The sequence below is a fragment of the Actinoplanes sp. CA-030573 genome, assembly GCF_050951115.1.
Classification (GTDB): Bacteria; Actinomycetota; Actinomycetes; order Mycobacteriales; family Micromonosporaceae; genus Actinoplanes.
Window position 1 is genome coordinate 4,195,212 of record NZ_CP192038.1, and the last position, 23,239, is coordinate 4,218,450.

Annotated in this window: 18 protein-coding genes and 1 pseudogene; 11 read left to right on the forward strand and 8 right to left on the reverse strand. The window is 73.1% G+C overall.

The window, feature by feature from the left end; all coding sequences use genetic code 11:
• Window position 1 precedes the first annotated feature (1 nt).
• The gene (locus ACQP2F_RS19485) at window positions 2-4,747 is read left to right on the forward strand and encodes a LamG-like jellyroll fold domain-containing protein (protein WP_433305960.1); all 4,746 of its coding nucleotides are present in this window, start codon (window positions 2-4) and stop codon (window positions 4,745-4,747) included.
• Window position 4,748: 1 nt separating this feature from the next.
• Entirely contained in the window at window positions 4,749-5,177 is a 429-nt protein-coding gene (locus tag ACQP2F_RS19490) for a hypothetical protein (RefSeq protein ID WP_433305962.1), read from the forward strand.
• Between the two features lie 5 nt (window positions 5,178-5,182).
• Here the strand turns inward: ACQP2F_RS19490 and ACQP2F_RS19495 are convergent, their stop codons facing one another.
• Both ACQP2F_RS19495 and ACQP2F_RS19500 read right to left on the reverse strand, forming a co-directional pair.
• Window positions 5,183-6,454: a serine/threonine-protein kinase gene (locus tag ACQP2F_RS19495; RefSeq protein WP_433305963.1), complete on the reverse strand. Its 1,272-nt coding sequence runs from the start codon at window positions 6,452-6,454 to the stop codon at window positions 5,183-5,185.
• Window positions 6,455-6,509: 55 nt separating this feature from the next.
• On the reverse strand, window positions 6,510-6,698 hold the full coding sequence (locus tag ACQP2F_RS19500; RefSeq protein ID WP_433305965.1) for a hypothetical protein: 189 nt from the start codon (window positions 6,696-6,698) through the stop codon (window positions 6,510-6,512).
• A gap of 254 nt (window positions 6,699-6,952) precedes the next feature.
• On the opposite strand from ACQP2F_RS19500, the gene ACQP2F_RS19505 reads away from it, so the two are divergent.
• Window positions 6,953-8,266, forward strand: a complete 1,314-nt coding sequence (locus tag ACQP2F_RS19505; RefSeq protein ID WP_433305967.1) for a hypothetical protein — start codon at window positions 6,953-6,955, stop codon at window positions 8,264-8,266.
• A gap of 32 nt (window positions 8,267-8,298) precedes the next feature.
• Window positions 8,299-9,102 carry a hypothetical protein gene (locus ACQP2F_RS19510; RefSeq protein WP_433305969.1) on the forward strand — a complete coding sequence of 268 codons (804 nt, stop codon included), beginning with the start codon at window positions 8,299-8,301 and terminating at the stop codon, window positions 9,100-9,102.
• Between the two features lie 53 nt (window positions 9,103-9,155).
• On the opposite strand, the gene ACQP2F_RS19515 is transcribed toward ACQP2F_RS19510, so the two are convergent.
• From ACQP2F_RS19515 to ACQP2F_RS19525, 3 genes and pseudogenes are all read right to left on the reverse strand, one after another.
• Window positions 9,156-9,470: a carbohydrate-binding protein gene (locus ACQP2F_RS19515; protein WP_433307561.1), complete on the reverse strand. Its 315-nt coding sequence runs from the start codon at window positions 9,468-9,470 to the stop codon at window positions 9,156-9,158.
• A 39-nt stretch (window positions 9,471-9,509) separates the two neighbouring features.
• Window positions 9,510-10,898 (reverse strand): annotated as a pseudogene (locus ACQP2F_RS19520) (ExeM/NucH family extracellular endonuclease); the annotation flags it as partial.
• Entirely contained in the window at window positions 10,843-11,943 is a 1,101-nt protein-coding gene (locus ACQP2F_RS19525) for a lamin tail domain-containing protein (protein WP_433305971.1), read from the reverse strand. The gene ACQP2F_RS19525 and the pseudogene ACQP2F_RS19520, both read right to left, overlap by 56 nt.
• A 212-nt stretch (window positions 11,944-12,155) precedes the next feature.
• Between ACQP2F_RS19525 and ACQP2F_RS19530 the strand changes: the two genes are divergently transcribed.
• The 5 genes from ACQP2F_RS19530 (at window position 12,156) to ACQP2F_RS19550 (ending at window position 18,964) form a co-directional block, all read left to right on the forward strand.
• A complete protein-coding gene (locus ACQP2F_RS19530) occupies window positions 12,156-13,409 on the forward strand; it encodes a hypothetical protein (RefSeq protein ID WP_433305973.1) in 1,254 nt (417 codons plus the stop codon).
• A 104-nt stretch (window positions 13,410-13,513) separates the two neighbouring features.
• The gene (locus tag ACQP2F_RS19535; protein ID WP_433305975.1) at window positions 13,514-13,798 is read left to right on the forward strand and encodes a hypothetical protein; all 285 of its coding nucleotides are present in this window, start codon (window positions 13,514-13,516) and stop codon (window positions 13,796-13,798) included.
• Window positions 13,799-13,809: 11 nt separating this feature from the next.
• Window positions 13,810-15,615, forward strand: a complete 1,806-nt coding sequence (locus tag ACQP2F_RS19540) for a RiPP maturation radical SAM C-methyltransferase (RefSeq protein WP_433305977.1) — start codon at window positions 13,810-13,812, stop codon at window positions 15,613-15,615.
• 11 nt (window positions 15,616-15,626) lie between these two features.
• Window positions 15,627-18,449 carry an AfsR/SARP family transcriptional regulator gene (locus ACQP2F_RS19545; RefSeq protein ID WP_433305979.1) on the forward strand — a complete coding sequence of 941 codons (2,823 nt, stop codon included), beginning with the start codon at window positions 15,627-15,629 and terminating at the stop codon, window positions 18,447-18,449.
• Between the two features lie 92 nt (window positions 18,450-18,541).
• Window positions 18,542-18,964 (forward strand): hypothetical protein, encoded by a 423-nt coding sequence (locus tag ACQP2F_RS19550; RefSeq protein ID WP_433305981.1) that lies wholly within the window; start codon window positions 18,542-18,544, stop codon window positions 18,962-18,964.
• Between the two features lie 64 nt (window positions 18,965-19,028).
• Here ACQP2F_RS19550 and ACQP2F_RS19555 read toward each other — a convergent pair whose 3' ends face one another.
• Both ACQP2F_RS19555 and ACQP2F_RS19560 read right to left on the reverse strand, forming a co-directional pair.
• A complete protein-coding gene (locus ACQP2F_RS19555) occupies window positions 19,029-19,220 on the reverse strand; it encodes a hypothetical protein (RefSeq protein WP_433305983.1) in 192 nt (63 codons plus the stop codon).
• A 23-nt stretch (window positions 19,221-19,243) separates the two neighbouring features.
• Window positions 19,244-20,038, reverse strand: a complete 795-nt coding sequence (locus ACQP2F_RS19560; RefSeq protein WP_433305985.1) for an AfsR/SARP family transcriptional regulator — start codon at window positions 20,036-20,038, stop codon at window positions 19,244-19,246.
• Between the two features lie 169 nt (window positions 20,039-20,207).
• Between ACQP2F_RS19560 and ACQP2F_RS19565 the strand changes: the two genes are divergently transcribed.
• Window positions 20,208-21,980, forward strand: coding sequence for a cellulose binding domain-containing protein (locus ACQP2F_RS19565; protein ID WP_433305987.1), 1,773 nt, complete (start codon window positions 20,208-20,210; stop codon window positions 21,978-21,980).
• A 28-nt stretch (window positions 21,981-22,008) separates the two neighbouring features.
• On the opposite strand, the gene ACQP2F_RS19570 is transcribed toward ACQP2F_RS19565, so the two are convergent.
• Window positions 22,009-22,485, reverse strand: a complete 477-nt coding sequence (locus ACQP2F_RS19570; RefSeq protein WP_433305988.1) for a quercetin 2,3-dioxygenase — start codon at window positions 22,483-22,485, stop codon at window positions 22,009-22,011.
• 61 nt (window positions 22,486-22,546) lie between these two features.
• Here ACQP2F_RS19570 and ACQP2F_RS19575 point away from each other — a divergent pair, with 61 nt between their 5' ends.
• Entirely contained in the window at window positions 22,547-23,203 is a 657-nt protein-coding gene (locus ACQP2F_RS19575) for a TetR/AcrR family transcriptional regulator (protein ID WP_433305990.1), read from the forward strand.
• Window positions 23,204-23,239: the final 36 nt, after the last annotated feature.

Here is a 23,239-nt window from a genome sequence, read left to right on the forward strand (position 1 = left end):
CGTGCGCAAAAACCGCACCCTGGCCGCGATAACGTCGGCCGTCCTGATAGCCACCTTCCTCGATCAGACCGCCTCACCCGCGTCCGCCGCCCCGCGTACGCCCGTCTCGCTGGCCACCGGTGACCTGACGCCGCGGGCCGACGTCTCGTTCGACTCCGACGAGACCGACGCCACCACCGCGGGCAACACCGCCGGGCCCGCGCTCAAGCTGCTCAACGGCGCGAAGGTGGCCGACATCGGCTACTACCCGGCGGTCTCGTACTACACCAACTCGGCGGTCTTCGACGGCGTCGACGACTACGGCTCGGCCCCGCTCGGCCTGGCCACCTCCGGGTCGTTCAGCGTGTCGGCCTGGGCGTCGGCGACCAAGGTGGACCGGGCCCAGACCATCCTGTCGCAGAGCGGGACCGCGGGCGCCGCGTTCGCGCTCAAGGTCGACGCCTCCGGCAAGTGGTCGTTCTCGATGTCGCGCTCCGACGTGGCGAGCCCGGCGTGGGACACGGTGACCGGGCCGGCGGCCAAGGCGGGCCTGCCCACCCAGGTCGGCGCCGTCTACGACGCGACCGCGCAGGAGATGCGGCTCTACGTCAACGGGGTGAAGGCGGGCACGGCCAAGCACACCACGACCTGGGCCGCGGCCGGCGAGTTCGAGGTCGGCCGGGGCCGGGCCGCCGGGCAGCCGGGTGAGTTCCTGGCCGGCAACGTCGACGCCGTCCACGCGTACACCGGCGTGGTCTCCGACGCGGCGATGGCCGTGCTCGCGGTGGACTCCGACACCGCCCGCGCCGACCGCTGCGACATCGGGCATTGGCTGCACGCGGGCGGCGAGAACGTCAAGGCGACCGCGTCGGCGGCGCTGGCCGGGACCGACTACGACCGCCGGGTCACCTACCAGGTCGTCGGCATCGGGTTCCACAAGCTGGACGAGGCGTCGATCCGGGACCGCGACGCGTACCTGGCCGCCTTCCGCGCGCTCGGACCGCAGCACGAGACTTGGGAGACGGTGATCGACCCGTACAAGTACTGGGGCGACGACTTCATCAACTTCTGGAGCGCGCCCGAGTACGGCAACGACGTCATCCGGTTCCTGATGGACCGCAACGACCAGACGTTCCACGACTACCTGAACCCGCCGCCGCCGGCCAAGCCGGCCCAGGCCGAGCTGGACCGGGCGCTGGCGGTAGCCGCCGACATGCGGGCCCGCAACGTGCTGGCCCCCGAGGACTGGCAGATCAAGAGCTGGTCGGGCTACCGGGTGAGCCGGTTCCTGCGGTTCGGCGGCTACCCGACGGTCACGCCGGTGCCGGGCTCGGCCGAGTTCCGCCTCGAGGTCGAGGCCGTGAAGATCGGCTGGTCGGACTGCAACCCGGAGGACCCGGACGGCACGCTCGACGAGACCACCTGGTGGCAGCGCGGCCCGGGCCCGCTCGCCCAGGTGACGGCGGCCGCGACCGCGGAGTGGAACGCCGAGCTCGCCGCCCAGGCCCCGCAGCGCAACGCGATCGTCGCGGCCGAGGTCCAGGTGATGAAGGACCTGCGCAAGGCCTCCGACGCGATGGTCGAGACGCAGGGCCAGGCGTGGGTCGTCGGCCAGCTGCTGAGGTGGAAGAAGTACTGGCTGAGCCGGCCGAAGACGGACACCGACTACCCGACGGCGGCGCAGTTCACCAAGGCCACCAGCGACATGCAGGCCGGCATCAACAAGATCAACGCACAGCTGACGATCGCGAAGGCGGCCGCGACCTCGGCCGCGACGCAGGCGACGAACGTGACCACCGCGCAGAGCCAGGCGGCCACGATCGCGAACACCAACCAGACCCCGCTGTACCGCGGTCTCGCGTACGCCCAGCAGTCGGCCCAGGTCGTGAAGGCCTCCAGCGCCGCCACCCAGTCGGCGTCGAAGGCGATCGAGACCACGCTGAACGCGGCGAAGGCCACCAACGCCGACGGCAAGGCGCTCGAGGCGCTGGCCTCGACCCAGCAGGCCGCCCAGCAGGCCGAGTTCCGCCGGGTGGCCGCCCAGGAGGCCGCGGCCCAGGCCAAGGCGGCCGCCGACGCCGCCGACGCGCAGGCCACCCAGGCCGCGCAGATGGCAGCCAGGGCCAAGGCCGACCGGGCCACCGCCGAGAAGGCCGAGGCCGCCGCCAAGACCGCCGCCGAGGACGCGAAGGCCAAGCGGCTGGTGGCCGAGAAGGAACGCGACAACGCGGCCGCCGCCCGGCAGAAGGCCGACGCCGAGCGGGCCAAGGCGCGCGCCGCCGAGGAACGGGCGCAGCAGCAGCGTACGGTCGCCGCCAACGCCCGCGGCAGCGCGGTCAGCTCGGCCAACACCGCGGCGGCGAAGGCCGCGGACGCCGAGGACCGGGAACGCCGGGCCGGAGAGCTGCGCGACGCCGCCGTCGCCGCCGAGAAGCGCCGCGACTCCCTCAATGCCCGGGCCAACGCGACCGAGGCCGCGGCCCAGGCGGCGGCCGGCACCGCCGACGCCGGCGAGGCACGGCAGGCGGCCAACGAGGCGCGGGCCGCCGCCGACCAGGCGACCGCGGCCGCCGGCTCGGCCCGCAGCGCGGCCAACGAGGCCGGGCAGGCGGCCCAGGCGGCGCGGGCGGCCGCGACCGAGGCCGACGGCGCGGCGACGCGCTCGGAGGCCGCGGCCGACGGCGCCCAGGCCGACGCCAACACCGCCCACGCGCAGTCGATGACCGCGCACGCGGCGGCGGCCGACGCGATCAACGCCGCCCAGGTGGCGGCGCAGAACGTGAAGAACGCCGAGGCCGAGGCCAAGAAGGCGCTGGCCGCGTCGGCGACGGCCAAGGCGCAGGCGGCCGAGGCGCGCAACCAGGCGACCATCGCCCAGGAGCAGAGCGCCATCGCGGCCGGGCACGCGTACGCGGCGGGCCAGTCGGCCATCGCGGCGCGCGACTCCTCGCTCGAGTCGGTGAAGGCCGCGCTCGAGGCGATGTCGATGGGCGGCCCCTACAAGGACTCCGACGCCTCGGCCGGCCTCGCCGTGCTGGTCGGTCAGAACTCCAAGTCGCTCGCCGAGCAGCAGGCCGCGGTCGCCCAGGCCAAGGCCGACGAGGCGGCCCGGGCCGCGGCCAAGGCCAAGGACCTCGCCGCCCAGGCCGACGCCAACGCCAAGGTGGCGGCCCAGGCGGCAGCGGCCGCGGCGGCCGACGCCGCCCGGGCGCTGGACGCGGTGAAACGGGCCCGGGCCTCGGCCGCGGCGGCCGCCACCGACGCCGCCGCGGCGCAGCGGGCCGCGGCCAACGCCGCCGGGTACGACGCGCAGGCCGCGCAGGAGGCGGCGCTGGCCACCTCGGCCGCGACCCAGGCCCGGGGCGAGGCCGACGCGGCGCTGGCCGCCGCCGACGATGCCGAGCGGGACGCGGCGTCGGCGCGGGCGGCGGCGACGGCGGCCGAGAACGACGCGTCGTTCGCCCGCCAGGCGGCGACCGAGGCGGACCAGTGGGCGACCCAGGCCGAGCTGTCGGCGGCCAACGCACGGGCGCTGGCCGCCGACGCCGACGCGGCCGCGGTGCGGGCCGAACAGGCCGACCGGGCCGAGGACGAGGCGGCCCGGCAGGGCGCGCTGACCAACGGGGACTCGCCCGGTGGCGGCGGCGACGAGCTGAGCTCCGACGACCTGGCCATCCTGCTCGCCAGTTGCGGCCAGGCCTGTGTGGACGAGTACAAGCAGGCACTCGCCGACGCCGGCAAGACCGTCCTGCAGTGGATCAAGGACAACGGCGTCGAGATCCTGCTCGACGTGATCGGCTACACCGACCTGAAGAACTGCTTCATGACCGGTGACGTCGAGGCCTGCCTGTGGACGCTGGTCAACGTCGGCTCGCTGGTGATCGCGGTGGGCAAGCTGCCGGCCGTCACCAAGGCGATCGTCAAGGTCGGCTCCGGCATCACCAAGTTCCTCGAGGCGGCGGCGGCCGGGCGGCGCACGCTGGAACGGCTCAAGAAGGTGATCTCGTACGGGAAGGACGCCGCCAAGGGCTGGTGCAGCTTCAGCCCGGACACCCAGGTGCTGATGGCCGACGGGAGCCGCAAGGCGATCGGCCGGATCGGCGTGGGGGACCGGGTGCTCGCCGGCGACCCGGTGTCCGGGACCCGGTCGGGCGAGGCCGTCGGCGAGGTGTGGGTGCACCGGGACACGATGGTCGTGCTCGACGTCGCCGGCGCCGCGCTGACGACCACCGCCGACCACCCGTTCTGGGACGTGACCCAGGCGCGGTTCGTGCCGGCCGGCGAGCTGGCGGCGGGCGACGAGGTGCTCACCTCCGACGGCCGTACGGCGCGGGTCGGCGGCCTGCGGTGGCAGACGGCCCACGAGGGGGACGCCTACAACCTGACCGTCGGCGAGGTGCACACGTACTACGTCTTCGCCGGGGACACGGCCGTGCTGGTGCACAACGCCTGCCGGCTCAGCCCGCTGACGGCCAAGGACTTCGGCAAGAAGAGAGTGCACATCCACGCCAGCAACGGCGTCGAGGTGGCGCTGCGCCCGAGCGGTGACGGCGTCGTCTTCCGGCTCATCTACTCCCGCGACGCTGCTAAGTTCGACGTCGCGGCCAAGGAGGTCGAGCAGGCGCTGAAGAGCCCGACCTTCCGGGCCAAGGTGCTGGACCAGCTGCGCCAGGCGCTGCCCGGCCTCGCCAGCGACCCCGACAAGCTGGTGCGCAACCGGTCGATCGAGGTCCACCGCCTGATCAAGTTGCTGGAGAAGATGGGCTGACATGCCGTACTGGACCACCCTCTTCGCGCACCCCGACCGGCTCCCGCTCTCCGCGTCGACGTCGCCGGCGGATGTCGAGGCCCTGCTGGGCCCGCCGTCCGCCCGGCACCGCGACGGCCGGATCGTCTCGCTGGAGTACTGGCCGGAGACGGCCGGGGCGCTGTGGGTGTTCAGCTGGCAGGGCGGCGCGCTGCTCTCGGTGGAGATCCTCTACCGCGAGCGGCGCGCCGCCGCGGCGGCGCTTCCGGAGTGGGTCACCGCGCTGACCTCGGTGCCGGCAACGTTCGCGGATTTCCGAGCCGATGTCGTACGCGAGGGAGCTCCCGTCGTGGAGAAGAGCGACGACGGCTGGACGTTGCTGTCCGCCGCCACCGCCGAGGCCAAGTTCGACGGCGACGCGCTCTACTCGCTGTACTTCACCTGGCCGTAGGTCGCCTACTTCTTCTTGCCCTTGGCCTTGCCCGGTTTGGGCGCGGCCTTGGCCTTCTTCGCCTTCTCGCCGGACGAAGGTCCGCCCGGCTTGGCCGGCGAGCCGGCTTTGGCCGCCGGGGCGACGACGGGCACCGCCGGCCGTCGAGCCGCCGTCGTGGCCACCAGGTTCGCGATGCGCCGCGCCGGCCCGGCGACCGCGCGCGTGGTCGCCGGCGTGCCGCGCTCCGGATCGGCGGCCAGGTCGCCGGTCGCGGGCGTGGCCGTCGCCGGCCCGGCCGCCGCCGGTGTGGTCGCCGCCTGGGCCGTCTCGCCGGCACCGGCGTCGAGCCACCATCCGCCGCCGGCCAGCACGACGGCCGCGGTTCCGGTCGCCGCGAGCATCCGGCCCCGGCGGCGGCGGACCCGGGCCACCAGCGGCACGGTCGCGGCCGAGACGCTGCTCAGCGTCGGCGACGGCAGCAGGCCGACGATCTCGCCGAGGTCCGCCGCCACCTCGGCCGCCGTCGGCCGGTCGCCGGGCTTCTTGGCCAGGCACCGGGACACCATCCGGGCGACGTGCGACGGCAGTCCCGGCACCGGCGGCAGCGGCGCCGGGTCGGTGTAGACGTGCGCCTTCACCATCTGCGTGACCGTCGACGCGGTCCACGGCATGCGCCCGGCGATCGCGAGGTAGAGCAGCAGCCCGAGCGCGTAGACGTCGGTGGCCGGCCGCACCGGGCTGCCCGCGATGCGCTCCGGCGCCAGGTAGGCGGGCGTGCCGAGCAGCTCGCCGCCGGTGCCGTCGAGGTCGCCCACGGCCGCCGAGATGCCGAAGTCGACGAGCTTGACCCCGCTCGAGGTCACCATGACGTTCGCCGGCTTGACGTCCCGGTGCACGATCCCGTCGGCGTGCGCGGCCGCGAGGGCGGCCGCGACCTGAGCCCCGACCAGCACCGCCGCCCGCCACGGCAGGGCGCCGCCGGCCAGCCGATCGGCGAGCGAGTTGCCGTCCACGAGCTCCATGACGACGTACGACAAGGTCCGCCCGCCGTCGGTGAACTCCCCGAAGTCGAAGACCGCCACGACGGCACCGTGCCGCAGCCGCGCCGCCGCCCGCGCCTCGGCCCGGATCCGGTCGCGCAGCTCGGGGTTCCCGGCGAGGTGCGGCGAGAGCACCTTGACGGCGACGTCCCGGCCGAGGACCTCGTCCTCGGCCCGCCAGACCACCGACATCCCGCCCCGCCCGAGCGGCGCTTTCAGCCGATACCGGCCCGCGATCAATCGCCCACTGTTCACGCGGATCACCATTTCCCATCGGGCCCGGCCTAAACCGCCACGGTCACGCGGGACGTCACCGCCCGCCTCGATGGCGGCCGATGTAGGTGCCGCCGGCGTCGATGTCGTCGGCCGGACGTTCGGTCGCGCCCTGAATATGTACGAGCGTGATGGCGATCTCGACCAGCGACGTGAGAGTCTTGCGCCTCGGCGGGGCGAGGTGCGGTGTGGCGCCAACGCCGTTCCGGCGAACGGTCGGCGACACGCAGGCGTCATGGCACAAGGAAGCCCTCCGGTAGTGGTTGATTGTCTGCCCCGTGCTGCGATCTCACCGTCTTCGGCTACCGCCCGGCCAGCCGCTCGGATGACTCCGGACAACCCCGGATGACCTCCTCGGCCGAGCGGGAGTTCCCGGCCCCGGGCGACGTGCCGGACATAGCCGCCTTCATCCGGTCGCTCCGGGCGGTCAAGCTTTGGGCCGGCGACCCTTCGCTCGAAGCGCTGCGCCGGAAGACCGGCGTGGCCACCAGCACGTTGTCCGACGCGTTCAATCCGCAGCGCCGGCGGATGCCGTCACTGGAGATCGTCAAAGCCATCATCGGCGCTTGCGGCGCCGACGCGCGTCAGGCGGCGTTGTGGGAGGCGGCCTGGCACCTGGTGCGCGAGTGGATCGATACCGGCCGCGCGGCCGGGCCGGCCGTCACCACACGGGTGCCCCGGCAGCTACCGCCCGACGTCCGTGGCTTCGTCGGGCGCGGAGAAGCCGTGGCAGCGCTGACCGGCACGCCGGAGAAGGCGCCGGCCACGGTCATCACCGGCACGGCCGGAGTCGGCAAGACGGCGCTCGCGGTGCACGGCGCGTACCGCATCGCCGGCCGTTACCCGGACGGGCAGCTATACCTGGACCTGGGCGGCCACGCCGGCGGCCCCGTCATCACGCCGGCCGAAGCGTTGTCGTTGCGGCTGCAGTCGCTCGGGGTGCCGAGCGACCGCATTCCGGTCGATCTGCCGCTCCAAATCGGCCTGTACCGCTCGGTGCTGGCCGAGCGCCGGGTCCTGATCGTGCTCGACAACGCCAAGGACGCTGCGCACGTCCGGCCTATGCTGCCGAGCGGGCCCTGCTCCCATGCGCTGATCACCAGTCGCGACGCGCTCACCGGCCTGGTGGTTCGCGACGGTGTCGCCCGCATCAGCCTCGACACGCTCGCCGCGGCGGACTCGGTCGAGTTGCTCGCCGCCCACCTCGGGGCCGATCGGGTCGCCGCGGAGGTCGGCGCCGCGGCCCGGCTCGCCGAACTGTGCGCCCACTTGCCGCTCTCGCTCTTCGTATCACCGCCGCCAATCTCGCGGCCCGTCCGGCGCAGACCATCGCCGGAGCGGTCCGCGACCTCGGCCGCAGCGATCTGCTCGAGAGCATGCGCGTGGTCGGCGATCCGGACAGCGCGGTCGCCGCGACCTTCGATGTGTCCTACCGGTCCCTTCCGGCCGAGGCGCAGCGCCTGTTCCGTCTCATCGGCCTGGCGCCGGGACCGGAGGTCACCCGGGAGTCGTCCGCCATCCTTCTGGATCGAGGACCGGTCCGAGCTGGCACTGACCGGTACTGCGAACGAGTTCGCCGACGCCGAGCAGGCCAGGGCCTGGCTGTCAGCCGAGCTGCCCAATTTGACGCAGGCCGTGACTTATGCGGCGGACCAGGGTCGGGGCCCGTTCGCCTGGCACCTTGCCCACGGGCTACGCGGATTTCTGCTCGTGCGCGGCTCCGGCGTCGAGAAACTGGCGATCGCCCGGTCCGGGCTGCGCGAGCCGCCGGCGACGCCCGGGGCGAGGCGCTGAGCCACCTCTCGCTGGGCATCTTCGCGGTCACGATGGACGATCTGCGTGCGGCCGCCGAAGAGCTGGCGACGGCCTACGACAGGTTCGCCGCTATCGGGCACGCTCGCGGGGCCGCGGCCGCCCGGAACAATCTCGGGGATGTCTGCATCCGGCTCGGCGACATCAACCGGGCCGAGCGGTACCTCGAGGATGAGCCGGCGATTGCCGTCGCGGTCAATCCCAGCCGGGTCTGCAACCGGGCGCTCCTGGGGCGGATCCGCGGGGACTACGCCGGTGCCTTGCGGCTCAACGCGGAGTGTCTGGCCTTCGCAGCGGAGACGGGCGCGATCCAGCTGACCGCGATGGCCAGAAGCAGCATGGGCATGTGCCACCTCGGACTCGGTGACCCGGTGACGGCCGAGTCCCTGATGGCGGAGGCACACGCAGCCGCGGTCGCCGTCGGCAGCGAAGTGGACATGTACGACGCGGCGGCTGGTCTGGCGCTGGTCTGTGCCCGGACCGGACGCGCCGGGGAGGCATCGGTCTGGGCGGCATCCCTGGCCGAGCTCATGGAACGCGGGCTGTACAGCGGGTCGGGCGACGACTGGGCGCATGCTGCGGTTGTCGAGGTGCATCTGGCGGCCGGCCGGCTGAACGATGCACTCGCCGCGGGAAGCCGCTCGCTCGACCTGCTGGACCGGTCGGGCCGCCGGCTGGCCGCCATGCGCGTGCGCATTGTCACCGCCCGGGCGGCAGCCGCCCGGGGCGACACCGGCGCCGCGCGCGTGCACCGGCGCGCTGCGCTGAGCTATGCCGTGGAGCAGGATCTGCCCGAGCGTCACCACATCGACGGGTAAGGGTGAGGGGCCACCCCGGAGATTTGCGGGCGGCCCCTCGTGGTGCGGGGTCGCTAGCCGATCAGCTTCCAGGGACCCCAGGGGTCGCCCGGCTTCTGGTTGCGGGTCCACCACTGGGCCTTGTACTTCTTGCCCTGGTACGACGCCACGTCGCCGAGGTTGAAGATCCGGGACGGGGTCCACAGGGCGGTGCCGTCCTGGGTGGTCAGGATCTGCTCCCACGGGCCGTACGCGTCGCCCGGCTTCTGGTTCTGGGTCCACCACAGGGCGCGCCACGTGGAGCCGTTGTAGTAGACCAGGTCGCCGTACGTGTAGACCTTCCTGGGCTGCCAGTCGGCGGGCGACGGGAGGGCCAGGCCGGCGATCACCGGGTCGTGGTCGGAGGCGGCGAACGGGTCGCTGCCGTTGAACAGCAAGGTTGCGTTGTAGTTGTAGCGGCTGTACGCGTACGCGATCGCCTCTTGGGCATTGATCTGCCAGACGTCGGCGCCGGTCACCATCGCCTTGGCGCCCGGGTTGGCCAGCACGTGGTCGAGCGAGCCCTCGAGGCCGTTGAACGAGTACGTCTGCTCGGCCGGGTCGTAGAGCGAGCCCAGGTCGGTGTAGCCGTCGGCGTACAGGACCTCCATCGGGTCCTCCCGGGTGTACGAGTTGAAGTCGCCCACCATGAAGACCCGGTTCGTGCCGAGCGAGGCCGCCACCGACGAGGCGAATGCGCTCGCGTCCTGCGCCTCGTGCACCCGGGTGGCGTTGAACGCGCCCTGGTCGTTCGCCGGCGACGACGTGTCCTCCTCGTCACCGGGGTAGAGCGGCGTGCCCGAGCCCTTGGACTTCCAGTGGTTGGCCACCACCACGAAGGCGTCCGCGTCGGTGGCGCCGATCTTCTTGAAGCCCTGGGCCAGCGGCTCGCGGGCGATCGAGAACGACTGGCCGGGGCCGGAGGCGGTGGTGAGCACCTGGGACGAGCCGACCAGCGCGATCTCGGCCGGCTTGTAGATGAAGGCGGTGCGGATCACGTCCTGGTCGGCGAGCGGCGGAAGCTTGTCGGCCGGCGGCGAGGGCACGTACGCCCAGACGGCCGAACCGGCCGCGGCGTTGAGCGCGTCGACCAGACCGGCCAGCGCGGTGTCCCGCGGCTCGTTGAACCAGGCCGAGTTCTCGACCTCCTCGAGCGACACGATCGAGGCGCCGAGCCGGTTGATGCCGGTGACGATCTTCGACTGCTGACGGGCGAAGCTGGCGTCGTTCGCGGCGCCACGCGGGCCGCTGCCGGTGCAGCTGCGCACCGTGATGCGGTTGCCGTCGCGGTCGGTGTAGTAGGTGCAGGTGCCCAGGCCGGCCGCCTCGTACTTCTCGCCGGTCATCGGGAAGTAGTTCTCCACGTTGAACGTCGCCAGCGCGGGACCGCCGAACGAGCGCGGCTGCTGGTTGCCGGCCCGGGTGTCGCTGAACGAGGCGACCGCCGAGCCGTCGTCGGCGACCTGGTGCTGCGGCTGGAAGTTCCAGAGCGAGAACCGGTACTCCAGGACCACCGGCTGGTGGAAGGTGACCTTCGAGCCGACGCTGGCCGGGTTGGCCGGGGTGAGCCAGGGCAGCGGCTTGGCCGCGTTGGCGGCACTCGAGTAGTTGGCGCTCGAGCCGTCGTCGAGGGTGACCGTCCGGGCCGCGTTGTCGGCGGCGACGGCCTGCGCCTCGGGGCTGCCCGCGCGGCCGGCGTCGGTCGGCTGGCGCAGCGGGGTGTCACCGGCGGCCAGCGTGAACGACCCGTAGAGGTTGACGTCGTAGTTGTCGGAGACGGTGAAGGTGCCCTGCGGCGCGACGAGCTCGCCCTCGTGGGCCTCCTTCTCGGCGTCGGTGTCGAGGTCGGACCAGGGCAGCGCGCGGCGTGACGGCCGGCAGCGGGGCGGCCAGGCCGGTCACCGCCGGGCTGGTGATCTCGGTCTCGCCCTGGAACTCGGCCACCTTGCCGGTGACCTGGACGCTGTCGCCGACGGCGACCTGGGCGGCCGAGATCGAGCCGAAGACGAAGATGCCGTCCGAGGCGCCCGGCGTGGTGTCGGGGCCGGGGGTCTCGAGGAAGAAGCCGTTGAATCCGCCGGTCGGGTACGCCGCGGTGACCACACCCGTGGTTCTGACCGATTTGTCAACGTACGGCGAGGTGTCGCCGGTGCCCTGGATCTGCGCGATGGTCAGATCCTCGGGCTCGTCGCCGCCACCCCCGCCGGTTGTGCCGGAATTCTCCGGAGTAGGCGATGAAACGGAGAAATCCGCAGCGTTGTTGTCGCTGTCCACACCGGAGGCCGCCCGCTGGTAGCTGAGGACCACCGAGTTCCCGCTCGGGGCGGTCCCCTCGGGCGAGTTCGACGTGCCGTAGCCGATCTTGTCGATTACCGCGGCGTCGGTCGGCAGCACACCGGTGGTGCCGGCCGCGACGTAGAGCGTGCCGCCGGCCGCGCCGGGGTTGACGCTGGTCCCGGTGGTCAGGTCGGCATCCGGCAGCACGGCCCCGTTGGCGCCGTTGCCGGGCAGCTGGATGAGGAAGTGCCCGTGCGCGGGCACGCTCCCGGAGAGCGCGAAGACCTGCGACCCGATCGGCGTGACCGTGCTGGCCGGCGCCCGGTACTGCAGGCTGTCGCCGGCGAGCGGGATCGCGCTCGCGGTCGGGTTGTAGAGCTCGACGAACTTGTTCTGATAGGTGGCTCCGGCCGAGCCGCCGTTGACGTAGGCCTCGCTGATGACGAGGCCGGTTCCGGCCGGATTGGCGGCCGCGGGCGTGGCGGTCAGCCAGCCGGCCGCGGCGAAGGTGGACAGCGACAACACGCCGACGGCGGTGCGCCGCATGAGAGTAGGGGACACGAACCCCAACCTCCAGAGGGATGACGAACAGACTCGGTGCACAGTGCAGACAAGATCTGAACGCTATCCGACGTCCACGTTCTGGGAAATCCACTCCCGGGCTTCAATGGCTCACATGATCGGCAAAACTGTCGCGCATCGGACAGGTGCCGGATCAACGGCTGCGGGCGGGGGCGAGCCGGTCGAGGCTCGGCGGCATGGCCGAACTCAGCGAACTCAGCGAATACGACCTGCGTCTTCGCATCGCGGCGTTGCGGCGGCGGGTCTTCAGTCAGGTCGACCCCACGTCCAACCCGGGTCTGCTCAGCCAGCTGGCGCTGGCGGAGGCGGAGGTCAGCGCGCGCGAGCTGGCCGCCTCGACCGACGCCGACGTGTCGTCGCTGGAGCAGGCGCCGGTCGGCGGGCGGATCCTCGACACCGCGGACACGGTCGCTCCCCGGGCGAGGGGGCGGGCCCGGGGCCGGACGGCTCCGGCGACGGGGCTCGAGGCGCGGGCGGTCGTGCGCATGGCGCAGGTGCCGACCTCGATCTACCACCTCTACAAGCAGGACGAGAACCCGCTCGTGACGTGCACGGTCCGCAACACCGGCGGCGCGCCGCGGCGGCTGCGGATCACCTCGTTCCTGGAGGGCTACTCGGCCCGGGCGGTCAGCACCCGCGAGGTGCCGTCGAACCAGGAGGTCAGCGTCAATCAGCTGCCCGCTCTGTTCCACGACCGGCTCCACGACCTCGACGAGCTCACGACCGCCGCCGTCAACGTGCTGATCGAGGACCTGGACGGGCCGGTCGAGCTGAACGATACGTACTCGGTCCCGCTGCTCGCGCGGACCAGCGTTCCCCTGGCGGTCAAGGATCCGGCGACCGGCAAGTGGGCCGACGTCTCCAAGTACCTCGGGGCGTTCGTCACGCCCAACGCGCCGAAGATCCTGGCCTTTCTCCGGACGGTGGCCGACCAGCTGCCCGAGACCCGGCTGGTGGGCTACGAGCAGGGCGCCAAGGAGGCCCGGGCCGAGGTCGAGGCGATCTTCAAGGCACTCAAGAACCTCGGGATCATCTACGTCAACTCGGTCGTCGCGTTCAGCCCGTACGAGGGCGCGGCCGTCCAGCGGGTGCGGCTGCCGCGGGAGAGCCTCGAGGACCGCGAGGCCAACTGCATCGACGGTACGGTGCTGGTGGCCAGTCTCATGGAGGCCGCCACCCTGAACCCCGCCATCGTCATCGTGCCCGGCCACGCGTTCGTCGGGTGGGAGACCGACCAGGGCAGCGGCGAGTGGTCCTACCTGGAGACCACGATGATCGGCACCAGCAGCTTCGGCGACGCGTGCGACTCGGCCGAGGTCATGGCCAAGCAGTACGAGGAGCTCGCCACGTCGAGCGGAGATCCGTCCAACTTCCGCCGGTGGCCGCTGAGCGAGCTCCGCACGACGCTCGGCATCACCCCGACCGAGTGATGCGCGACGGCCTGTCGGGCTGGTGTCATTTCCTTGACGCGGTGACGATGGGCCGCGCAGGTTGAATCGGTCCAGCTACGTCCGCGGGGCCCCGGGAGGTTCGCGTGGCAACTCCGGCAGAATCCAATCTGACCACGAAGAGGCTGGAAGACCTGAGCGCCAGGCTGCCCGACATCGCCCTGGCCTTGACGGAGGAAGACCGCGACCTGCTCCGAGCGTGTTTTCTGAGAGGCGCGGACGCGTATCTGAAGGATGCGGAGGCCAAGCCGGTGCCGCTCGCAACCTTCGCCGGCGGCCGCGGCGACGGGTGGAGCATCGGCGACTTCCAGCAGAAGAAGACATCGAAGCCGACCAAGAGGCCGCCCCAGAACTCGTCGTATGAACCCTGATGGCGCCGCCCGTGGTGCTTGTGTCGATGCCCTTCCTGGGCGCCGACCGGCCCTCCATTCAGGCCGGGCTGCTCGCGGCGATCGCGCGCAAGCACGGCTTCCCGGCCACCACGCTGCACGCCAACCTGGACTTCGCCGCCCGCGTCGGCGCGGACCAGTACGCGCGCCTCGCGGACGGCGGCCGGCGGCGGCTGTTCGGCGAATGGCTGTTCTCGGCCGCCGCGTTCGGCGGTGACGCGCCGGACCCCGGGTCGGCTCTCCTCGACGACTTCGCCGGGGACCTGCCCGACCTCGGCGGTCCGGCCGACGCCGTCCGCAAGCGGCTGCTGCGCCTGCGTGAGGTGGAGGTGCCGGCGTACCTCGACGAGCTCGCCGGCTCGTACCCGTGGGGCGATGTCCGGGTCGTCGGCTTCAGCTGCACCTTCGAGCAGAACGCCGCCTCCTTCGCGCTCGCGGCCCGGCTCAAGCGCCGGCACCCGGGCATCGTCACGGTGTTCGGCGGCGCCAACTTCGACGGCGAGATGGGACCGGAGCTGGTCCGCACCGTGGACGGCATCGACTTCGCGGTCAGCGGGGAGGCCGACGACGCCTTCCCCCGGCTGCTGGCGGCGCTGGCGGCGGGCGAGGACCCGGCCACGATCCCGGGCGTGATCCGCCGCGGCGTGCCGGTCGTCCCGCCGGCGCCGCCGATCCGCGACCTCGACGCCCTGCCGGTGCCCGACTACGACGAGTACTTCGAGCGGGCCGGGCGGCTGGGACTGCTCGACCCGGCCGCCCGCCGGCACACCACGATCCCGCTCGAGACGGCCCGCGGCTGCTGGTGGGGCGCGAAGCACCACTGCACGTTCTGCGGGCTGAACGGCGCGACCATGACGTTCCGCAGCAAGTCGCCGGAACGGGTGCTGGCCGAGCTGGCCACCCAGGCCCGGCGCACCGGCAGCTTCCGGTTCGCCGCCGTCGACAACATCCTGGACCCCCGCTACCTGACCACGCTGCTGCCCCGGCTGGCCGCCGGCGGGTTCGGCTACCAGCTGTTCTACGAGGTGAAGGCGAACCTCGGCCGGGAGCGGATCGCCCTGCTGGCCCGGGCCGGCGTCGACCGGATCCAGCCCGGGATCGAGTCGCTGAGCTCCCGCGTGCTGGCGCTGATGAAGAAGGGCACGACCGCCGGGCAGAACGTCAACCTGCTGCGCTGGGCCGGCTACTACGGCATCGCCGCCGCTTGGAACGTCCTGTGGGGATTCCCGGGCGAGACCGCGGCCGACTACGCCGAGCAGGCCGCCGTCGTGCCGCATCTGGTGCACCTGCAACCGCCGGAGGGCGCCGGGCGGATCTGGCTGGAACGGTTCAGCCCGCTCTTCACGAACCGGGGCGGGCCCGAGCCGAGCTATCGGTACATCTACCCGGAGCGGGTCGACCTCGACCGGGTGGCGTACTTCTTCGAGGAGGACTTGGCCGAGGCGCTGCCGGATGAGGCGTACGCGCCCCTGGGTCTCGCCGTGGCCGGGTGGCAGCGAGCCTGGCAGGACCGCCGCCCGTTGCTGGTCTTCTGGTCCGCGCCCGGCTACCTGCAGATCTACGACGGCCGGTGGCCGGGCCGGAAGGGCACCTACACCTTCGAGGGCACGGCCGCCGACGTCTACGCCGCGTGCAGCGACCGGCCGATCCGCGCCTCGGTGGTGCGCGAACGGCTCGGCCTGCGGGAACCGGCCGGGGTCGTGGAGCGGATGATCGACCGGTTCCGGGGGCTCGGCCTGATGTTCGTGGACGGTGAGGCCGCGCTCGCGCTGGCCCTGCCGGCCGTCGGCTTGCGGTAGGTGCGACGGCGATGAGCGGGCTCCGGTACGCGGTGCTGGGCCCCCTCGGCGTCCTGCGGGACGGCCGCCCGGTGTCCCTCGGCCCGTTGCAGCAGCAGGTGGTGCTCGGCGTGCTGCTCCTGCAGGACGGCCGGCCGATCGGGCTGACCGCGATGATCGACGCGGTGTGGGGCGACGCGCCGCCCGCCTCGGCCGTCAACCTCGTGCAGCGGCACGTCTCGGCCCTGCGCCGGGTCCTCGAGCCGGATCGCCCGGCCCGGGCCACCGAGAGCCGGCTGACCTGGACCGCCGCCGGCTACCGGCTGGCCGTCGCCGGGGACGCGCTGGACCTGGCCGACTTCGAGGCCGCCGTCCGCCGGGCCCGCAACGCCCGCGAGGCCGGGGCGGCCAAGGTGGCCGCGGCCGAGCTGCGGGAGGCGCTGCGGCTCTGGCGCGGACCGCTGTGCGACGGGCTGTCCAGCCCGCTGCTGGACGCCGAGCGCGACCGGATGGCCGACCGCCGGCTCGCCGTGCTGCAGGACCGGATCGAGCTCGACCTGGCCGGCGGCGCCGACCCGGCGATCATCGACGAGCTGCGCCGGCTGATCGACGCCCACCCGCTGCGCGAACGGCTGCACGAGCTGCTCATGCTCGCCCTGCACCGGGCTGGGCGCCGGGCCGACGCGCTGGCCGCCTTCCAGCTGGTGCGGCGCACGCTGCGGGACGAGCTCGGCGTCGAGCCGGCCGGGCCGCTGCAACAGCTGCACCAGCGGATCCTGGCCGGCGACCCGAGCCTGCTCCCGGAGAGCGGCCGGCCGATCGTCCCGCCGCCGCGGACCTCGGCGCCGGCCCAGCTGCCGCACGCGCCGTCCGGTTTCGTCGGCCGCGCGGCCGAGCTCGACATTCTGAACCGGATGCTGGAGGGCGATCCGCCGCCGGGCGCGACCGCGGCGCTGACCGCGGTCTGCGGCACCGCCGGGGTCGGCAAGACCACACTCGCGGTGACCTGGGCGCACAGCGTCCGCGACCGCTTCCCCGACGGGCAGCTGTACGTGAACCTGCGCGGCTTCGACCCCAGCAGCCCGCCGCTCGATCCCGGCCGGGCCGTCCGCGGGTTCCTCGAGGCGTTCGCCGTGCCGCCCGAGCGGATCGGGCCCGACCTCGACGGTCAGGCCGCGCTGTTCCGCAGCACCGTGGCCGGCAAGCGGGTGCTCTTCCTGCTCGACAACGCCCGCGACGCCGAACAGGTCCGGCCGCTGCTGCCCGGGTCGCCGGGCAGCCTCGTGCTGGTGACCAGCCGGGACCAGATGCTGAGCCTCACCGCCATCGACGGCGCCCGGATCGTGCCGCTCGGCCTGATGTCCTCGGGCGAGGCCCGCGAGCTGCTGGCCCGCCGCCTCGGCGCGGCCCGGATGGACGCCGAGCCGGCCGGTGCCGACGAGATCATCACGCGGTGCGCGCGCCTGCCGCTGGCCCTGTCGGTGGTGACCGCCCGGGCCGCGGCCAACCCGCAGTTCCGGCTGGCGGCGGTGGCCGACGAGCTGCGCCGGGCGCACGGCGGCCTGGACGTCTTCGGCGCCGGCGATCTGGCCACCGACGTGCGGGCGGTGCTGGCCTGCTCGTACCGGGCGCTGACCCGGCCCGGCGCACGGCTGTTCCGGCTGCTCGGCCTGCACGCCGGGCCGGAGGTCTCGGTGCCGGCCGCGGCCGCGATCGCCGCCGAGCCGACGGTGTCGGTGCGTGCGCTGCTGGACGAGCTGGCCCGGGCCCATCTGATCGAAGAGCGGACGCCGGGCCGGTACGGCCAGCACGACCTGCTGCGGGCGTTCGCGGCCGAGCTGGTCACCACGAACGAGACGGCGGGGGACCGGCGGTCGGCGTTCGGCCGCCTCCTCGACCATTACCTGCACACCGCGTACGCCGCCGACCGGTCGCTCAACCCGTACCGCGACGATCCGATCGAGCCGGTGCCGGCCGGACCGGGGGTGCCGATCGAGCGGCCGGCCGGCCTGCACGCCGCGCTGTCCTGGTTCGCCACCGAGGAGCCGGTGCTGCTGGCCACGCTGCGTACGGCTGTGCGGGACGGCTTCGACACGCAGGCCTGGCAACTGGCCTGGACGCTGACCCACGTGCTGGACCGGGAAGGCCACTGGCACGACGCGGCCGCCGTGCAGGAGCGGGCGCTGGCGGCGGCGATCCGGTCCGGCGATCCGCGCGGCGAGGCGGTCAGCCGCGGGTGCCTGGCGTACGCGTACATCCGGTTGAACCGGCTCGGTGAGGCCCGTGAGCACCTGAGGCGCGCGGGCGAGATCTACGAGCGGCTGGGTGAGTACGTCGGGCGCGGGCACGTGCGCCGCACCCTCGCCTGGATCCTCGACTGCCAGGGCCGGTACCGGGAGGCGCTGACCGAGGCCGAGGCCGCGTTCGAGATGTTCCGGCGCGGCGGCAGCCGCACCGGGCAGGCGCGTGCGCTCAACGCGATCGGCTGGTTCCGGTCGCAGCTGGGTGAACCGGAGATCGCGCTCGTCCACTGCACCCGCGCGCTGACCCTGCTTCGCGAGACCGACGACCGGTTCGACCAGGCGTACACGCTGGACAGTCTCGGCCGCATCCACCGCCAGCTGGCCCGGCCGGACCGCGCGGTGGACTGCTACCGGCGGGCGGCCGAGCTTTACGCCGAGTTCGGCGACCGGTACAACGAAGGGGTGTCGCTGGCCCGGCTCGGGGACGCGCTGGCCGAGACCGGCGACCACGACGACGCCGTCCGCGCGTGGGCCCGGGCCCTGCGGGTGCTCGACGAGCTCGGGCACCCCGACGCCGACGACATCCGGCGCCGGCTGGGCTTAACCAGTTAGACCGGGCGGCTAAGCGCGAGGTAAGTCCCGGGGAAGTCCGGCGGCCGATGCTCTCCGGGTCGACAGCACGGCGCTGTCACGGAGAGGAAGATGTGTCCCAGATCCAGTTCCCCAACCAGCTCTTCGGCCCGGGCGACTTCACCGCGCAGGTGCTGGACAACGACGGCCAGCCCGCCGACGTGCTCGAGGCCGGACAGGGCTTCAAGATCGAGACGACGTGGAAGATCGGTCCGCTCGCCGCGCTCCTGCTCGGCGGGGAGTGGACGGTCGCGGCCTACGCCGAGTCGATCGGCCCCGGCCCGGAGAAGCAGATCGGATTCAAGAACGTGCCGCTGAACGGCCTCGAGAACTACTCGGCGACGGTCGACGTCTTCGCCGGCACCCTGCCCAACGACCCGCCGCCGGCCACCAGCAGCGGCGCCTACAAGGTCGTCACGGTGCTCAGCCACCGCAACTTCAACAAGATCAGCAATGTCGCCGCGGTCGTGGAGAGCCCGGTTCTCCGCATCGCCTGACCACCGAGGTGGCGGCCCCGCTCGGACGGGGCCGCCACTTGCTTGTCTCAGGGCTGTACGACTCTCAGGGTTGTACGACCGTCGCGGTCAGCTCGACGTCGCCGATGGACCCGCGGTGCTGGGCGGCCCGGTCGCCGTGGTCGAGGATCACCAGCTCACCGGAGCCGCGCTCGATGCCGAGACGGCGACCGCAGGACTCGCACTCGAACAGCAGGCCGCCGGCGGCGACCGTCCCGATCAGACGATGTTCGGTCATGGCCCGACGCTACGCCCAGCGGCTCACGAGGCAAGGCGGGCGCCCCGGTCGTGGCGAGGATGGCACAGTTGCCGGAAGTACTCGGTGGTCCGGGCCGAGGGCGTCACCCGCAGCCGGGTCCAGAGCACCTCGACCAGCCGGTGGTACTGCGACAGCGCGAGATGCCGCTGACCGGCCGCGGCGTAGCAGGCCATCAGCTGCCGGTGCACGCCCTCGTTGCAGGGGTCGATCTCCAGCAACCGCCGGGCCAGGATGGTCGCGGTCCCGGGTGCTCCCCGCTCGAGATGCCGCTCGATCAGCCGGCCCTGGACGTCGATCATGTCCAGGCGCAGCGCCTCACGGAGGGGGACGGCCCAATCGGCGTACGGCTGATCGGTCAGGAACTCGCCCTCGTAGAGCTGGCCGGCCGCCTCGTAGGCGCGGATCGCGGCGCATGCGTCGCCCCGCCGCTCGGCCCGCGCCCCCTCCGACCGGTAGGCCGCGAACTGCTCCAGGTCGGTCCAGACCGTGACCGCCCCGCCGATCCGGTAGGTGTCGTAGCGCCGCTCGATGACCGCCGCCGGATGCGCGTCCCGCAGTGCCCGCCGCAGATGGCTGAGCGTGACGTGCAGGTTGTTGCGGGCCGCGGCCGGCGTCGCGTCCGGCCAGAACGTGTCGGCCAGCACGTCGCGATGGGCCGGCGCCCGCCGGTTCGCCAGCAGATAGGCCAGTAGCTGCCGGGTGCGCCGCCGCGAGGCGGTGTCCACCGCGACGTCGTCGACGGTCACCCGGAAGCTGCCGAGAAAGCGCGCCATCAGCAGCGGCCGTTCGTCGGACATGGTTGTACCTCCCGCACGATGGGCCTGGTTGCCCGGTTGTCATCGTGGGGGAGCTCGTTGCACTGCTCGTTGCACTGCTGTGCGTCTCGCCCTTGTGACCTTGACTGAACTGGTTAAGGATACTGATGAACATCGATGTAGTTTTCCGTGCCTCGGAAGGATTCCGGCAATGCGCGCCTTCACTCGGATCGGTGCCTGCGCCGCCGCCGGCATCCTCGTGACCGGCCTCGGCGTCACCCTGACCGCGCACGCCGCCACCGCCGGCTGCTCGGTGACGTACGCGATCACCTCGCAGTGGCCGGGCGGCTTCGGCGCCGCCGTGTCCATCACCAATCTCGGCGACCCGGTGACGGGGTGGACGCTCACCTGGTCGTACGCCGCGGGCCAGAAGGTGACCCAGGCCTGGAACGCGACGGTGTCCCAGAGCGGCGGTCAGGTGACGGCCCGCAACGCCTCCTACAACGGCGGCATCGCCACCAACGGCGGCGTGTCGTTCGGATTCAACGGGTCCTGGATCGGCACCAATCCGGCGCCCACCGGCTTCGCCCTCAACGGCACGACCTGCACCGGCGGCGTGGTCGGGACGCCGACGCCGACCGCGACGCCGACGCCGACCGCGACGCCGACGCCGACAGCAACGCCGACGCCCACTGTGACGCCGACGCCGACGCCGACGCCGACGCCGACGCCGTCGCCGAGTGGCGACGACTGGCCGACGTACCATCGCGACAACGCGCGCGACGGGAACGCGACGACTCTCGCCCCGCTGTCCACCCTCTCGGTCGCCTGGACGGCGGCGCTCGACGGCGCGGTCTACGGCCAGCCGCTGGTCGTCGGCGGCCGGATCTTCGCGGCCACCGAGAACGACACGGTCTACGCGCTGAACCCGGGCACCGGCGCCGTCCTCTGGTCGGCGCACGTCGGCCAGCCCGAGCCGCTGTCCGACCTGCCCTGCGGCAACATCGACCCGCTCGGCATCACCAGCACCATGGTGTACGACCCGACCACCAACCGGGTGTTCGCGGTCGCCGAGACCACCGGCGGCGCGCACACGCTCGTGGGCATCAACGCCGCCACCGGGGCGGTCGAGGTGCGGGCCGCCGTCGAGCCGCCGCAGGGCGACGCGAAGGCGCACCAGCAGCGCGGCGCCCTGACCCTGCTCAACGGGCGGATCTACATCGGGTACGGCGGCCTCTTCGGCGACTGCGGCCGGTACATCGGCTCGGTGGTCTCGGTGACCACGGCCGGCGCCGGCCGGCTGAGCTACGCGGTGCCGACCACTCGCGAGGCGGGCATCTGGGGCACCGCCGGCGGCGTCGCGGACGGCGCGAACCTGTTGTACGCGGTCGGCAACGGCGAGTCCACCACCGCGTACGACGGCAGCGACTCCGTGCTGGCGCTGTCGGCCGGCCTGCAGCGGACCGACTTCTTCGCCCCGGCCGACTGGGCCAGCCAGAACGCCGGCGACGCCGACCTCGGATCGATGAGCCCGGCCCTGGTCGGCCAGTACGTCTACGCCGACGGCAAGGCCGGCATCGGGTACGTGCTGAGGCACGACCACCTGGGCGGCATCGGCGGCCAGGTCTCTCAGCTGAACAACAACTGCCAGTCCTTCGGCGGCTCCGCGGTCGCCGGGAACACCGTCTTCCTGCCGTGCACCAGCGGGCCGCGGGCGGTGACCATCGCGGCCGACGGCACGGCCCGGGAACTGTGGCGGGCGCCCGCCAGTGTGCCCGCCGAGGGCTCGCCCGCGATCGGCGGCGGCGCCGTCTGGGTGGTCGACAACCACGGCGGCGTGCTGTACGCCCTCGACCCCGCCACCGGCGCGGCCCTCGCGCAGGTGCGGGTCGGTCAGGCGCCGAACTTCACGTCGCCCACGCTGTCCGGCGCCCGGGCCTACGTCGGCACCCGCACCGGAGTCACCGCCGTCAACGGCGCCTGACCCGCGTCACCGCCCGCGGCGGCGCGACTCAACCCTGCGGCGGCGGTCCCAGCAGCTCGATGGCATGCCGGGCCGCCGCATGCCCGAGGGCGATGGGGTCGACCGGGCCGGGGCCGGGCAGCCGATAGGAACCGGCCGGCTCACCGGCGTCGCGGGCGAAATCCTCGAAGCCGGACGGCGTCGTGATCTGCAGGGTGCGCAGCGGCTCGCCGGCGTCGACCGCGAAGGAGTGCGGCAGCCGCGCCGGGAGCAGCACGAAGTCGCCGGGGCCGGCCTCGAAGACCTCGCCGTCGCAGTGGAAGCGCGCGCTGCCGGACAGCACGTAGAACATCTCGTCCTCGTCGAGATGCCGGTGCAGCGGGGGCGCGAAGCCGGGCGGGTTGACGAACTCGACGACCGTCAGCCGCCCGCCGGTCTCGGCGCCGGACGCCTTGACGGTCACCAGGCTGCCGAGGAACCACAGCGCCTCGCCCTCCTCCTTGCCACGCACGTAAGGCCTGGTCATGGCGCCTCCCTAATTGGCTATACCGTTGTCTATTGAATGTGTCACTAGTATGGGCAGCGCCATGAGTGATGTCAACGACAAGCCGCGCCGGCGGTACCGCTCGGCGACCCGCAGCGAGGGCGCGCGGCGCACCCGGCAGGCGATCATCCGCACGGCCGCGGAGCTTTTTGCCGAGCACGGGTACGCGGCGACCTCGCTGGCCGGCATCGCGCAGGCGGCCGGCGTCGCCCGCCCGACCGTCTTCGCCGCGTTCGGGTCCAAGGCGGCGCTGCTCAAGCAGGTGCTGGACGAGGCGCTGGCCGGTGACGACGAGCCCGTGCCGGTGGCGGAGCGGCCCTGGTTCCGGCCGGTGTGGGAGGCGACCGACCCGGGTGGCGTCCTCGACGCGTACGCGGAGGTCTGCCTGGTCATCGCCCGCCGGGCCGCGCCGCTGTTCGAGGCCGTCCGGCGGGCCGCCGACGACGCGCCGGAGGCGGCCGAGCTATGGAGCACGCTGCAGGCGAACCGGCGCGCGGGGGCCCGGATGATCGTCACGCAGGCCCGGAAGCTCGGCCCGGCGGCGCCGGGACTGGCCGCCGAGACCGCGGTCGACATCGTGTGGCTCTACAACGACCCGCCGCTGTACGCGGCGCTGGTGACGCGGTGCGGCTGGAGCGAGGAGGACTACCGCCGCTGGCTGGCCACCACGATGCGAAGCGCGCTGCTCCCGAGCGGCTGAGGTGCGGCGGTGGGACACGCCGGCTTGGCCGGCGGC